A 13,319-nucleotide genomic window follows, 5' to 3' on the forward strand; every position below is an offset into this window, starting at 1 on the left:
CTTCGCGTATCCGCACAAATCAGGCCGACCATTGCTGCCATATTAATAAGCCCTGACCCTAAGCCGGATGCGCGCTGCTCTGCCGAAAATATGAGCAGCCTCCATCAGAGGGGCGGCAGATCGCCTTTTTCCCACGCTGCACTGATTTCGGCCGAGCGTTGTTGAAACCGCCCTGCTTCAATGGCGTCACGAATGTCCTGCATAAGCGACTGGTAATAGGCGAGATTGTTCCAGGTCAGCAGCATGCCGGCCAGGGATTCGCCCGCCTTCACCAGATGATGAAGATAGGCGCGGGAATAATCCCGTGCGGCCGGACAGTCGCTCTCCTCGTCCAGCGGGCGCATGTCCTCGGCGTGTCGGGCATTCTTCAAGTTGATCTTGCCGCGTCGCGTATAGGCAAGACCGTGCCGGCCTGCGCGTGTCGGCATCACGCAATCGAACATATCGATCCCGCGCGCGACCGATTTCAGGATGTCGTCCGGTGTGCCGACACCCATCAGGTAGCGGGGCTTTTCACCGGGCAGCACCGGGCACGTGGCTTCGAGCATGTCGAGCATGACGGCCTGCGGCTCACCGACGGCCAGTCCGCCAACGGCGTAGCCCTTCAGCTCCATCGCAGCCAGCGCTCTAGCCGAGCGCTCGCGCAGATGCGGCTTGTCTCCACCCTGCACGATGCCGAACATCGCCTTGCCGGGCTGGTTGCCGAACGCGATCCTGCAGCGCTCCGCCCAACGCAGCGAGAGCTCCATCGCCCGTTCGATTTCGGATTCTTCCGCCGGCAGTGCAACACACTCGTCGAGCTGCATCTGGATGTCGGAGCCGAGCAGTCCCTGTATCTCTATGGAGCGCTCAGGCGGCATCTCGAACACCTGGCCATCCACATGAGAGCGGAAGGTTACGCCTTTTTCGGTGATTTTGCGCAAGTCCGCCAGCGACATGACCTGAAACCCGCCCGAATCCGTCAGGATCGGATAAGGCCAGCGTGCAAATTCATGCAGACCGCCAAGCCGCGCCACCCGTTCCGCGCCCGGCCGCAGCATCAGGTGATAGGTGTTGCCAAGGATAATGTCAGCGCCGAGACCGCGCACCTGATCCATATACATGGCCTTGACGGTGCCTGCCGTTCCCACCGGCATGAAGGCCGGCGTGCGGATGGTACCGCGCGGCATTGAAATCTCGCCGCGCCGGGCATCGCCGTCCGTTGCCAGAAGGCGGAAGGTAAACCGGTCACTCACGATTGATCGTCCCTGAAAAGCAGGCTGGCATCGCCATAGGAATAGAAACGGTAGTCATTGCCGATCGCATGCTGATAGGCGCGCTTCATCGTCTCCGTGCCGCTGAAGGCCGAAACGAGCATGAAGAGTGTCGAGCGCGGCAGGTGAAAATTGGTCATCAGCACGTCGACCGTGCGAAAGCGATAGCCGGGCGTGATGAAAATGTCCGTAGCACCGGACCATGCTTCCAGAACTCCAGTTCGTTGCGAAGCACTCTCCAGCAACCGCAGCGAGGTGGTGCCCACCGAGACGATGCGCCCGCCCCGCGCCCTGACAGCGTTCAGCGCTTCTGCCGTCTCGGCGCTCACCTCGCCGCGTTCGGAATGCATCCTGTGGTCGTCCGTGTCGTCGACCTTGACCGGCAGAAAGGTGCCCGCCCCTACATGGAGCGTCACAAAATGCCGCTCGATACCGGCTGCATCCAGCGCCTGCATCAGCTCCGGTGTGAAATGCAGTCCGGCAGTCGGCGCCGCGACGGCGCCCTCTTCACGGGCATAGATCGTCTGATAGTCGACCTCGTCGCGCGCATCCTCGGCGCGTTTCCCGGCGATATAGGGCGGCAGCGGCATATGGCCGGCCGCAGCGATGGCTTCATCGAGGACAGGCCCCGAAAAATCGAAAACGAGAAGCGCTTCCCCGCCCTCGCCCTTTTCCGCGACGGTCGCCTCAAGAGTACCAAGGAAACAGCTTTCGCCATCATGGCCGAACTGGATGCGCTCGCCCACATTCACGCGCTTCGCGGGCTTCAGGAAAGCGCGCCAGCGGTCCGGCCCCTCGCGCATGTGCAGCGTCGCCTCAATGCGCGCCTGCGCCTCACCGCGCCGGCGAATGCCGCCAAGGCGGGCTGGGATAACCCTTGTGTCGTTGAAGACCAGCGCGTCGCCGGGCTGCAGAATCTCGGGCAGCTCACGCACCACATGATCACGGATTCTACCGTCCTGGACCGTCAAAAGCCGCGCGGAATCGCGCGGACTGACCGGTCTGAGCGCAATCCGTTCCTCCGGCAGCTCAAAATCGAAGATGTCTACACGCATCGCAAACCGGCCGGTAAGAAAGACCGGGCGGCGCTGCTCCGCCCGGCATCGAAAATTCAGGCAGCGTCAGCCGCAACCCGCATGGAAATGATGGAATCCGGCTCCGAGACCGGCTCGCCGCGCTTGATCCTGTCAATGCAGTCCATGCCTTCGGTCACCTGGCCCCAGACCGAGTACTGACGGTCGAGCCATGGCGCCTTGTCGAAGCAGATGAAGAACTGGGAGTTGGCGGAGTTCGGATTCTGCGAACGGGCCATCGAGCATGTGCCGCGCTCATGGGCCATGTTGGAGAACTCGGCCTTGAGATCCGGCTTGTCGGAACCGCCCATACCGGTACCCGTCGGGTCACCCGTCTGTGCCATGAATCCGTCGATCACGCGGTGGAACACGATGCCATCGTAGAACTTGTCGCGCGCAAGTTCCTTGACGCGCTTCACATGCTCGGGAGCAATATCCGGAAACAACTGGATAACGACCTTGCCCTTGGTCGTCTCCATGACGATGGTGTTTTCCGGATCCTTGATATCAGCCATTCCTATACCTTTCTTTGGTCAACGCGGTTAGTTCGCGTCGTCACTCGCCATGCGCGCATCGAGAATCTTGTCGGGACTCTGCACCATGCCGTTCTGCGCGGCGTCACCCTTCTTGATCGCGTCAACCAGTTCCATGCCCGATTCGACTTCGCCGATCACCGTGTATTGTCCATTCAAGTGTTCGGCAGGCGCGAACATGATGAAAAACTGGGAATTGGCAGAGTTCGGATTCTGCGAACGGGCCATGCCCACGGTTCCGCGCGCAAACGCGGCTTCGGAGAATTCCGCCGGCAAATCGGGCTTTTCGGAGCCACCGGTGCCGACAAGACGCGCATCGAAGCCATCTTCTACATCGCCATACTGGACGTCACCGGTCTGCGCCATGAACCCGTCGATCACGCGATGGAAAGCGACATTGTCATAAGCGCCCTCTTCAACGAGGGCCTTGACCTGCTCCACATGCCTGGGCGCAAGATCCGGCCGCAGCCCGATGGTTACTTCACCGTTCCTGAGCGTGAGGATCAAAGTGTTTTCAGGTTCGGCGGCCGAAGCCATACCGAGAGAAGCCACAAGGGCACCGGCCACGAGCGCAGACGAGGCTAGCTTGCGAAGCTGCATGAAACTCTCCTTTTGGTTTCAGGCGGGGAACTTGGCTTCGAGCGCTTCCAGAACAGCGGAAGGCACGAATGGCGCGATGTCTCCGCCCATGGAAGCGATCTGACGTACAAGTGTGGCGGTAATGGTGCGCACGGATGGGCTGGCGGGCAGAAAAACCGTCTGCAGGTCGGGCGCCATGGTTTCGTTCATGCCGGCCATCTGCATCTCATAGTCGAGATCCGTGCCATCACGCAGACCGCGGATCATGATCGAGGCGCCATGTCTGCGTGCGGCATCAATCACCAGTTTGTCGAATGCCACAACCTCAATGCGTCGGGCATCACCACCCAGCTCGACCGTTGCAGACTTCTGGATCAGCGCCACGCGCTCCTCATAACTGAAAAGCGGTTTCTTGCCTGGGTGAACGCCGATGCCGACCACCACCCTGTCTGCCACCGTCAGCGCGCCCTTGAGCACATCGAGATGGCCGTTCGTCAGGGGATCGAAGGATCCTGCATAAAATGCTGTTCGTTCGGTCATGGCGTGCTTGTATCCGTGTTGCCGGATGAAGGCAATTCAGCAATCGCACCTCTTCGCAGCAATGGCGGCGAAAAGATGAACCGCACATGAACAGTCCGTTCAACACCGGTTCGAACCTGATCGGGTAGTCAGAACACCAATGGCTGAAGGGGCGCCGGTCCAGGGTATGAAACCAAATGGCGTCTCTCCTCGTTAACAGAGCAAAAGGAGTGAAGCCATGCTGATCTTTACGCTAGCCGCCGCAATGACCGTCGCAATGCTGATTGCCACCGTTGTTGGCCTCCACGAAGAAGCCGGCCGCGTCAAACTCGAAAACCGCGTTCGCAGCTCTGCAAACCGCCGCTTCCGTTAAACCGGAATCGGGGATGCCGCAGGCCGATCACTCGGCAGCGCCATCCCCATTCTGGTCGCTCGCCTCTCCGTTGGCGGCGTCATCGGCAGAGGCGATCTCTTCCTCTTCGGTCTGCGTGTCGGAAATGCGCTCGACCGAAACCACTTTTTCGCCCTTGGCCGTGTTGAAGATCGTCACGCCCTTTGTTGCGCGGCTGGCGATGCGGATACCGTCAACCGGAACACGAATGACCTGACCCGCATTCGAAACCAGCATGATCTGATCATCCTGCTCCACCGGGAACGCCGCGATCAACGGACCGATCTCATCGGTCTTAGCGACATCCGTCGCACGAATGCCCTTGCCACCACGGCCGGTGACCCGGAAATCATAGCTTGAAGAACGCTTGCCATAGCCGAATTCGCTGACGGTCAGCACCATCTGCTCGCGCGCCTTAAGCTCCTCATAGCGTTCAGGCGTCAGGCTTTCCTCTTCGCCGAGATCCTCATTGGTCAGGGCGATGTCTTCGTCTTCGCCGCTTGCCTGCCTGCGCTCCGCTGCCGCCTGCTTGAGATAGGCGGCGCGTGCGGCCGGACTTGCCTCGACATGCGAGAGGATCGCCATGGAAATCACACGGTCGCCTTCGGCCAGATTGATGCCGCGCACGCCGATCGAATTGCGACCGGCAAAGACGCGCACATCTGTGACACAGAAGCGGATGCACTGGCCCGACGCTGCGGTCAGAAGCACGTCGTCGTCTTCCGTGCAGGTGTAAACTCCGAGAATCTCGTCGCTCGGGTCATCCAGCTTCATGGCGATCTTGCCATTGCGGTTGACCTGGACGAAATCGGACAGTTTGTTGCGGCGCACCGTGCCACGCGTGGTGGCGAACATGACGTCGAGCGCGCCCCAGCTCTCCTCGTCCTCCGGCAGCGGCATGATCGTCGTAATGCTCTCGCCCTCCTCGAGCGGCAGCATGTTGCGCAGGAATTTTCCGACGGATTGCGGCGTACCAACCGGCAGGCGCCAGACCTTTTCCTTATAGACGATGCCGCGCGAGGAGAAGAACAGAATAGGCGTGTGCGTGTTGGCCACGAACAGCCGCGTGACGAAATCCTCGTCCTTGGTCGACATGCCCGATCGGCCCTTGCCGCCGCGCGCCTGCGCCCGGTAGATGGAGAGGGGCACGCGCTTGATATAGCCCTTGCGCGTGACGGTAACGACCATTTCCTCACGCTGGATCAGGTCTTCGTCATCCAGATCCGCACCACCTTCGGTGATCTCGGAACGACGCGGTGTGCCGAACTCGTCGCGCACGGCGATGAGCTCGTCCTTGACGATCTGCTGAATACGCGCCCGCGACGACAGGATTTCCAGATAATCGCTGATTTCCGCGCCAATCTGGTTCAGTTCGTCGGCAATTTCATCGCGCCCGAGCGCCGTCAGACGCTGCAGGCGCAGCTCGAGAATCGCACGCGCCTGCTCTTCCGACAGATTATAGGTGCCATCATCGTTGATGCGGTGACGCGGATCATCGATCAGGAGAATGAGGGCTTCGACATCCTCCGCCGGCCAGCGGCGCTCCATCAGCTGTTCGCGCGCCGTCTGCGGGTCGGGCGCATGACGGATAAGCTTGATCACCTCGTCGATATTGGCGACGGCGATGGCAAGACCGACCAGCACATGCGCGCGGTCGCGCGCCTTGCGCAGAAGATATTTCGTGCGCCGGCTGACGACTTCCTCGCGGAAGTGGACAAAGGCCTTCAGGAGATCGAGCAGGTTCATCTGCTCCGGCTTGCCACCGTTGAGCGCGACCATGTTGGCGCCAAAGGAGGTCTGCAGCGGCGTGAAGCGATAAAGCTGGTTCAGCACGACATCGGCGACGGCGTCGCGCTTCAGCTCGACCACGACGCGATAGCCCTGACGGTCGCTCTCGTCGCGGATGTCGGAGATGCCCTCGATGCGCTTGTCGCGCACCAGTTCGGCCATCTTTTCTATCATCGAGGCCTTGTTGACCTGATAGGGGATCTCCGTGATGATGATGGCTTCGCGGTCGTTGCGGGCGGGCTCGATGGCCACCCTGCCGCGCATCATGATGGAGCCACGGCCTGTCTCGTAGGCGCTGCGGATGCCGGACCGCCCGAGGATGAGACCGCCGGTCGGGAAATCGGGCCCCGGGATCAGCTCCTGCAGCTCGGGCAGGCTGATCGCCGGATTGTCGATCATGGCCACACAGCCATTGATGACTTCCGACAGGTTGTGCGGCGGAATGTTGGTCGCCATGCCAACCGCGATACCGCCGGAGCCATTGACCAGGAGGTTCGGATACCGTGCAGGCAGCACCTTTGGCTCGCTGGAGGAGCCATCATACGTGTCCTGAAAATCGACCGTTTCCTTGTCGATGTCTTCCAGAAGCTCGTGCGCGCCCTTTGTGAGGCGCGATTCGGTGTAACGCATGGCCGCCGGCGGATCGCCGTCGATGGAGCCGAAATTGCCCTGCCCGTCGACCAGCGGCAGACGCATGGACCAGTCCTGCGCCATGCGCACCAACGCGTCATAGATCGCGGCGTCGCCGTGCGGGTGGTATTTACCCATCACGTCGGCAACGGGACGGGCCGACTTCACATATTTGCGGTTCCAGTGATAACCGCTCTCATGCGAGGCATAGAGAATGCGCCGGTGCACCGGCTTCAACCCGTCGCGCGCATCCGGAAGAGCGCGGCTCACGATCACGCTCATCGCGTAATCGAGATAGGAGCGCTGCATCTCCTCGATGATGGAAATCGGCTCGATGTCGTCGGGCTCGCCCGGTCCGGTCGGCGTCGTCTGGTCAGTCAAATCGTGTCACACACAGAATAAGGAATCACTGACTTCTTATATATGAAGCGCCACTGATTCTCCAATCGGAGCAGCGATTGAAGCCGGGGAAATCCAACGCGATTTCAGATGCATATGGCAGGTCTGTGAATGATGTCACTGACAAATTGCCGCAGACTGCCCGCCAGGAGACACAATCGGGTCTTTTCCGAAGCCTCCCCACTGGGCTAGACAAGTGCAAGGGAGGACCTCATGCCAGGCTACGAGACCGTATTCAATGCCTTTGTCACACTGCTCGTGACCGTGGACCCACCAGGCCTCGCCCCGCTCTTTCTCGCCCTGACGGTGGGCATGAACCGGTCGGAGCGCAACCAGGTCGCTGTTCGGGCGGCGATCATCGGCTTCGCGGTCCTCGCTCTCTTCGGTGTGGCCGGCAGCGCCATACTTTCCGTGTTCGGGATCACACTGCCCGCTTTCCGCGTGGCGGGCGGCCTGCTGCTCTTCTTCATCGCCTTCGAAATGATCTTCGAGCGCCGCCAGGAGCGCCATGAGAAAAGCGCCGAGCGCGCCATCACCCGCGACATGATCCGAAACATCGCCGCCTTTCCGCTGGCGATCCCCCTGATAGCCGGCCCCGGCGCGATTTCGGCCACCGTTCTGCTTTCGGGTTCCTTCGGCGGACTGGCCGGAAGTGCCGCACTGCTGGCAATCCTGGCGACAACGATCGTCATCACCTACGCCGTCTTCACGCTTGCCGAGCGCGTCGACCGCTTCCTCGGCGAGACAGGACGCTCGATCCTGACACGCCTTCTCGGCGTTATACTGGCCGCGCTCGCCGTGCAGTTCGTCGCCGACGGCGCCAAGGCGCTGTTTGCGGCACCGTAGCCCCGGTAAACCGCGCGCAAATGCCGGGAGTTGCGGAACACAACTGGAACATATAGAGTATGTTCTGGTTTTGTTTTTAACTGATTCTCGGTGGCGCCCATGCTGACCCGCAAGCAGCACGAACTTCTCCTGTTCATCCACGAGCGGCTGAAGGAGACAGGAATCCCGCCCTCCTTCGATGAAATGAAGGAAGCGCTGGACCTTGCCTCGAAATCCGGCATTCATCGATTGATCACCGCGCTCGAGGAGCGTGGCTTCATTCGCCGGCTTCCCAATCGGGCCCGTGCACTGGAAGTTCTGCGCCTCCCTGATTCGATTGCTCCCGGCCTGAACCCCGGCGCACGCAAATTCTCGCCCAGCGTCATTGAAGGCAGCCTCGGCAAAGCCCCCTCGCCCCAGCCAAAACCCGCCGCCAGCAATGATGACGGTCTGGCCGGCGTCGTTTCCGTGCCGGTGATGGGGCGCATCGCTGCCGGCGTTCCCATCGACGCCATTCAGCACCAGACACATTCCATCGCCGTCCCCCCGGACATGCTGAGCGGCGGCGATCATTACGCGCTGGAGGTCAGGGGCGATTCCATGATCGAGGCAGGCATCTTCGATGGTGATACCGTCATCATCCGCGAAACCCAGACCGCCAATCCGGGCGAGATCGTGGTCGCGCTGGTGGATCAGGAAGAAGCAACCCTGAAACGCTTTCGCCGCAAAGGCGCGTCGATTGCCCTTGAAGCTGCCAACCCGGCCTATGAGACGCGGATTTTTGGCCCTGACCGAGTCAAGGTTCAGGGGCGCCTGGTTGGATTGATGCGCCGTTACTGAAGTATATTGCGGTCAGGTGGAAAAACCTGACTGCAAAATCTTCCAACGCGGCGACGGCGGGTCGAGCCGTCTGCGTAGACCCGCCCATTTCTCTTCCACAGCCAGATACGCCCCGTTCGTTTCTCCCCGCCGGTACGTCCCGCTCGCTTCGACCTTTCAGCGGACGTGTTCGGGGAACTGAGACTGTAGAACCTGGGGCAGCATCTCGGGCAGATCTTCTGCGATGAGCCCGCGGCCGAACACTCTGCCGGCCTCCGCATGAAGCCAGATACCCGCGCAGGCCGCTTCAAACGCCGGCATCGTCTGTGCCATCAGACCAGCGATGATCCCGGACAGGACATCGCCTGAGCCGGCTGTCGCCAGGTGCTGCGTTGCGTTCACATTGATGGCTGCCCGCCCGTCAGGCGCCGCGACCACCGTATCCGGTCCCTTGAGCACGATTGCTGCACCTGATCGCATGGCTGCCTCCCGGGTCCGCTCCACTTTCGAGACCTCCGGCGCATCTTCAAGACCTGGAAACAGGCGCCCGAATTCCCCTTCGTGCGGTGTCAGAACGACTTGCGCGGCGGAGGCTTTGATCATGGCGAAAAGCGTCTCCGGGTCGCCGCGAAAGGCGGTGATTGCATCCGCATCGAAAACCAGTCCGCCCGCGGCGCCCGCCCGGTCGAGAAGGCTCCGCGCAAAACTTCGCGTTCGCTCGCCTGTTCCTGCCCCCGGCCCCAGCACAGCGCCGGAGGGGCCGCGATCACTGAGGAACGCCTCCAGTTCCTCGACCGTATCGGCCCTGCGCAGCATGATCGAGGTCAGATGCATTGCGTTGACGGAAAGCGCGTTGGCGGGTGAAAGCACGGTCACGGCGCCTGCCCCCGCCCGCGCTGCGCCGCGCGCTGCAAGACGCGCCGCTCCCGTGGACGTGGCGCCGCCGGATATGACGGCCACATGCCCGCGCGAATATTTGTGGGCGCTGATGCCGATCTCCGGCAAGGCTGCCCGCCACAGCGCGGGATGGTTCTCCCAGGTCTTGCATTCGGCTCGATTCAGTGTTGTTTCGGCTATGCCGATATCCGCGACAAGAAGCTCACCGCACATCTGCCGGCCGGGCACGAGCACGTGCCCCGGTTTCTTGCGGAAGAAAGTCACGGTCAGATCCGCCTGAAACGCAGCGCCAAGCGGCTTCCCGGTAAGCCCGGAAACGCCGGACGGCAAATCGATCGACACCACGGGCAGCCCGCTGGTGCGCACCCGTTCTATGATTGCAGCCTCGCGCCCTTCGACAGGCTTCGACAGACCAGCGCCGAACAGCGCATCCACCACAAGCCATCGCTCAACGGGTTCGAACTCCGAATACGACTTCGGTTCAACAGGGCAAGCCCGGCGCGCCCTGGCCGCATCGCTGCCCGCCGCCGGTTCGGTTTCGGCAAACAGCCGGACCTGTACACCCCGCTCCACAAGCAGGCGGGCAACGACATAACCATCGCCACCATTGTTGCCAGGGCCGCACAGAACCAGAAATCCCTCCGCCTCGGCGAAACGTTCGAGGATCGCAGCAGCCACCACCGCACCGGCATTCTGCATCAGACCGTAGCCGTCCAGAGGTCCGGCATCGACCGCCTTGCGATCCACACTGCCCATTTCTTCAGGCGTCAAAATCTCCAAACGCATCACATCTTGCCGCTTTCTTCGGCGCATTGCATATTTTTTAGGCAAGCCGCAAACTGCGCAGCACACCGCATGGTTCCTCGATAAGCTCCGGAGGCCCGACCTGACATGTCGCTGCCCGAACAATCCACGCGATTTCGCCCGTGCGGACACAGAATGCAGCGACTGGCACGCTTCATGCAAGGCTCCCGCACGAGTTGGCATGTTTCGTGCTTCAACCAAACCGGAGCAACAAGGGGCGCGGGATCACCGTTCCTGAACTCATTTGGAGGCCACTGAGGCATGAAAAAGGTCGAAGCGATCATCAAACCGTTCAAGCTCGACGAAGTGAAGGAAGCCCTTCAGGAAATCGGCCTTCAGGGCATAACCGTGATCGAGGCCAAGGGTTTCGGTCGCCAGAAGGGGCATACGGAGCTCTATCGAGGGGCCGAATATGTCGTCGATTTTCTCCCGAAGGTGAAAATCGAGGTCGTGCTCCCGGACGAGACCGTGGACGCCGCGATCGAGGCGATCCGCAAGGCCGCCCAGACCGGGCGTATCGGCGACGGCAAGATTTTCGTGACAAATGTGGAAGAAGTCATACGCATCCGCACCGGCGAGACCGGCGCTGACGCTGTTTGATCCACAACCACTCTCTTTCCCGGAAAACCTCCGGGATCATCAGGCAAGACCATCGCAAATAGGAAGGCGAATATGACCACTGCACAAGACATCATGAAGCAGATCAAGGAAAACGACGTGAAGTTTGTCGATCTGCGCTTCACCGATCCCAAAGGCAAGCTGCAGCACGTCACCATGGATGTCTCCGCCGTGGATGAGGACATGTTCGCCGACGGCGTCATGTTCGACGGCTCGTCCATTGCCGGCTGGAAGGCCATCAACGAGTCCGACATGGTGCTGATGCCCGAGCCCGACACGGCTCACATGGACCCGTTCTTCGCACAGTCGACGATGGCGATTTTCTGCGACATTCTCGATCCGATCTCGGGCGAGGCCTACAATCGCGACCCGCGCGGCACGGCAAAGAAGGCGGAAGCATTCCTGAAGTCCGAGGGCATCGGCGACACGGTTTACGTCGGCCCCGAGCCGGAGTTCTTCATCTTCGATGACGTGAAGTACAAGGCCGATCCGTACAACACCGGCTTCAAGCTCGATTCCAGCGAGCTTCCCACCAATGACGATGCGGACTATGAAACGGGGAATCTGGGTCACCGTCCGCGCGTAAAGGGCGGTTACTTCCCGGTTCCGCCGATCGATTCTGCGCAGGACATGCGTTCCGAAATGCTGACGGTTCTGACCGAAATGGGCGTTATCGTTGAAAAGCACCACCACGAAGTGGGTGCGGCACAGCATGAGCTGGGCATCAAGTTCGAGACGCTTCTGAAAAGCGCCGACAGTGTCCAGAAGTTCAAATATGGCGTCCACCAGGTGGCCAATGCCTACGGCAAGACGGCAACCTTCATGCCCAAGCCCGTCTATGGTGACAACGGTTCGGGCATGCATGTGCACCAGTCGATCTGGAAAGAAGGCAAGCCGACCTTCGCCGGCAATGAATACGCCGGCCTGTCGGAGAACTGCCTCTACTATATCGGCGGCATCATCAAGCACGCCAAGGCGATCAACGCCTTCACCAACCCGATCACCAATTCCTACAAGCGTCTGGTTCCGGGCTTCGAAGCACCGGTTCTGCTTGCCTATTCGGCCCGCAACCGCTCCGCTTCATGCCGCATCCCGTTCGGCTCCTCGCCGAAAGCCAAGCGTGTCGAGGTCCGCTTCCCCGATCCGGGCGCGAACCCCTACCTCGCCTTCGCCGCCATGCTGATGGCCGGCCTTGACGGCATCAAGAACAAGATCCATCCCGGCCAGGCCATGGACAAGGATCTCTATGACCTGCCGCCGAAGGAGCTGAAAAAGGTGCCGACCGTCTGCGGCTCGCTGCGCGAAGCGCTCATGAGCCTCGACAAAGACCGCGGCTTCCTGAAGGCAGGCGGCGTGTTCGACGACGATCAGATCGACGCCTATATCGAGCTGAAAATGGCGGAAGTGCTGCGCTACGAAATGACGCCGCACCCGGTCGAGTTCGAGATGTACTACTCCGTTTGATCGCAGCTGTTGGGGCGATCGGGGCTCCGTCTTCGGACGGGGCCCTTTTTGTTTCAGCCTCTGGTGCCGCGGCTTTGCCAGTCCCGCGCCAGAGCGGGGAGATCTGCACGTTCCCGAAATGCACGCGTCACCTCGCCAAAGGCAAAGCGGATCGAGTTTTCGACAATTTCCCGGTCGAAGCGTTTCAGTTCATCGGCAATCGGCGCCCATTTGAACAGCGCCTTCGGACTTTCCGCAAAACAGTCACCACTGGTTGCCGCATTCTGCCAGTGCAGATCGGCGATGCGATCGTGAAATCGCTCCCGCCACTCTTCCACGATTTGCGCATCAGGCAGCGCCTCGGCGTTTTGGGCCAGCCCCGCTGCATGGCAGTGACGGGCGAGCGCGCCCGCCTCGTCCTGACTCAGGGCGCCTTCGGCTCCGACCTTTGCAACCGCGTGAATGGTAAGGTCAGACAGGCAGGCCGCGAAAACGTGGAGCTTGGCAATGTTGATGGAACCGATGAAAACGTCGTCTTCGAACATAGACGGATAGCGCGTGCCCATGCGGGCTTTCAGGTATCCGTAAAGCTTCTTCTGGGCAACGAATGAAGAACGTGTCGCGACGAAACTGCACAGGGACGGGATATCGTCAATTACGCTGTTGTCCCGCCGCAGGCTGAGACGCCCGGCAGCTTCACGCAGGAATGCCATCCCCCTGGACCAGGCAACACCCATAAGACACGTCC

Annotated in this window: 13 protein-coding genes; 5 read left to right on the forward strand and 8 right to left on the reverse strand. The window is 60.9% G+C overall.

What is annotated here, in order from left to right; translation table 11 throughout:
• Positions 1-104: 104 nt before the first annotated feature.
• From tgt to coaD, 5 genes are read right to left on the reverse strand one after another with little or no spacing between them, the layout of a single operon-like run.
• On the reverse strand, positions 105-1,235 hold the full coding sequence (tgt, locus tag BLW55_RS02145; RefSeq protein ID WP_090326429.1) for a tRNA guanosine(34) transglycosylase Tgt: 1,131 nt from the start codon (positions 1,233-1,235) through the stop codon (positions 105-107).
• Positions 1,232-2,308, reverse strand: coding sequence for a tRNA preQ1(34) S-adenosylmethionine ribosyltransferase-isomerase QueA (gene queA, locus BLW55_RS02150; RefSeq protein WP_090326431.1), 1,077 nt, complete (start codon positions 2,306-2,308; stop codon positions 1,232-1,234). The genes tgt and queA overlap by 4 nt, the downstream gene beginning before the upstream one ends.
• A 56-nt stretch (positions 2,309-2,364) precedes the next feature.
• Entirely contained in the window at positions 2,365-2,841 is a 477-nt protein-coding gene (locus BLW55_RS02155) for a peptidylprolyl isomerase (RefSeq protein WP_007009560.1), read from the reverse strand.
• Between the two features lie 27 nt (positions 2,842-2,868).
• Entirely contained in the window at positions 2,869-3,459 is a 591-nt protein-coding gene (locus BLW55_RS02160; protein ID WP_090326434.1) for a peptidylprolyl isomerase, read from the reverse strand.
• An 18-nt stretch (positions 3,460-3,477) separates the two neighbouring features.
• Entirely contained in the window at positions 3,478-3,978 is a 501-nt protein-coding gene (coaD, locus tag BLW55_RS02165) for a pantetheine-phosphate adenylyltransferase (RefSeq protein ID WP_007009558.1), read from the reverse strand.
• Between the two features lie 217 nt (positions 3,979-4,195).
• On the opposite strand from coaD, the gene BLW55_RS21005 reads away from it, so the two are divergent.
• Positions 4,196-4,330: a hypothetical protein gene (locus BLW55_RS21005; protein ID WP_007009557.1), complete on the forward strand. Its 135-nt coding sequence runs from the start codon at positions 4,196-4,198 to the stop codon at positions 4,328-4,330.
• A 27-nt stretch (positions 4,331-4,357) separates the two neighbouring features.
• On the opposite strand, the gene gyrA is transcribed toward BLW55_RS21005, so the two are convergent.
• The gene (gyrA, locus tag BLW55_RS02170) at positions 4,358-7,147 is read right to left on the reverse strand and encodes a DNA gyrase subunit A (RefSeq protein ID WP_090326437.1); all 2,790 of its coding nucleotides are present in this window, start codon (positions 7,145-7,147) and stop codon (positions 4,358-4,360) included.
• 231 nt (positions 7,148-7,378) lie between these two features.
• Here gyrA and BLW55_RS02175 point away from each other — a divergent pair, with 231 nt between their 5' ends.
• Both BLW55_RS02175 and lexA read left to right on the forward strand, forming a co-directional pair.
• Positions 7,379-8,011, forward strand: coding sequence for a MarC family protein (locus BLW55_RS02175; RefSeq protein WP_007009555.1), 633 nt, complete (start codon positions 7,379-7,381; stop codon positions 8,009-8,011).
• 99 nt (positions 8,012-8,110) lie between these two features.
• Positions 8,111-8,830: a transcriptional repressor LexA gene (gene lexA, locus BLW55_RS02180; protein WP_007009554.1), complete on the forward strand. Its 720-nt coding sequence runs from the start codon at positions 8,111-8,113 to the stop codon at positions 8,828-8,830.
• 156 nt (positions 8,831-8,986) lie between these two features.
• On the opposite strand, the gene BLW55_RS02185 is transcribed toward lexA, so the two are convergent.
• Positions 8,987-10,492 (reverse strand): NAD(P)H-hydrate dehydratase, encoded by a 1,506-nt coding sequence (locus BLW55_RS02185; protein WP_090326439.1) that lies wholly within the window; start codon positions 10,490-10,492, stop codon positions 8,987-8,989.
• Positions 10,493-10,771: 279 nt separating this feature from the next.
• Between BLW55_RS02185 and BLW55_RS02190 the strand changes: the two genes are divergently transcribed.
• On the forward strand, positions 10,772-11,110 hold the full coding sequence (locus BLW55_RS02190) for a P-II family nitrogen regulator (protein WP_007009552.1): 339 nt from the start codon (positions 10,772-10,774) through the stop codon (positions 11,108-11,110).
• A 72-nt stretch (positions 11,111-11,182) separates the two neighbouring features.
• Positions 11,183-12,592, forward strand: coding sequence for a type I glutamate--ammonia ligase (glnA, locus tag BLW55_RS02195; protein ID WP_007009551.1), 1,410 nt, complete (start codon positions 11,183-11,185; stop codon positions 12,590-12,592).
• A 53-nt stretch (positions 12,593-12,645) separates the two neighbouring features.
• On the opposite strand, the gene BLW55_RS02200 is transcribed toward glnA, so the two are convergent.
• Positions 12,646-13,308: a hypothetical protein gene (locus tag BLW55_RS02200; protein ID WP_090326442.1), complete on the reverse strand. Its 663-nt coding sequence runs from the start codon at positions 13,306-13,308 to the stop codon at positions 12,646-12,648.
• Between the last annotated feature and the right edge of the window lie 11 nt (positions 13,309-13,319).

This window comes from Nitratireductor aquibiodomus, assembly GCF_900105565.1.
In the GTDB taxonomy this organism is placed as follows: Bacteria; Pseudomonadota; Alphaproteobacteria; order Rhizobiales; family Rhizobiaceae; genus Nitratireductor; species Nitratireductor aquibiodomus.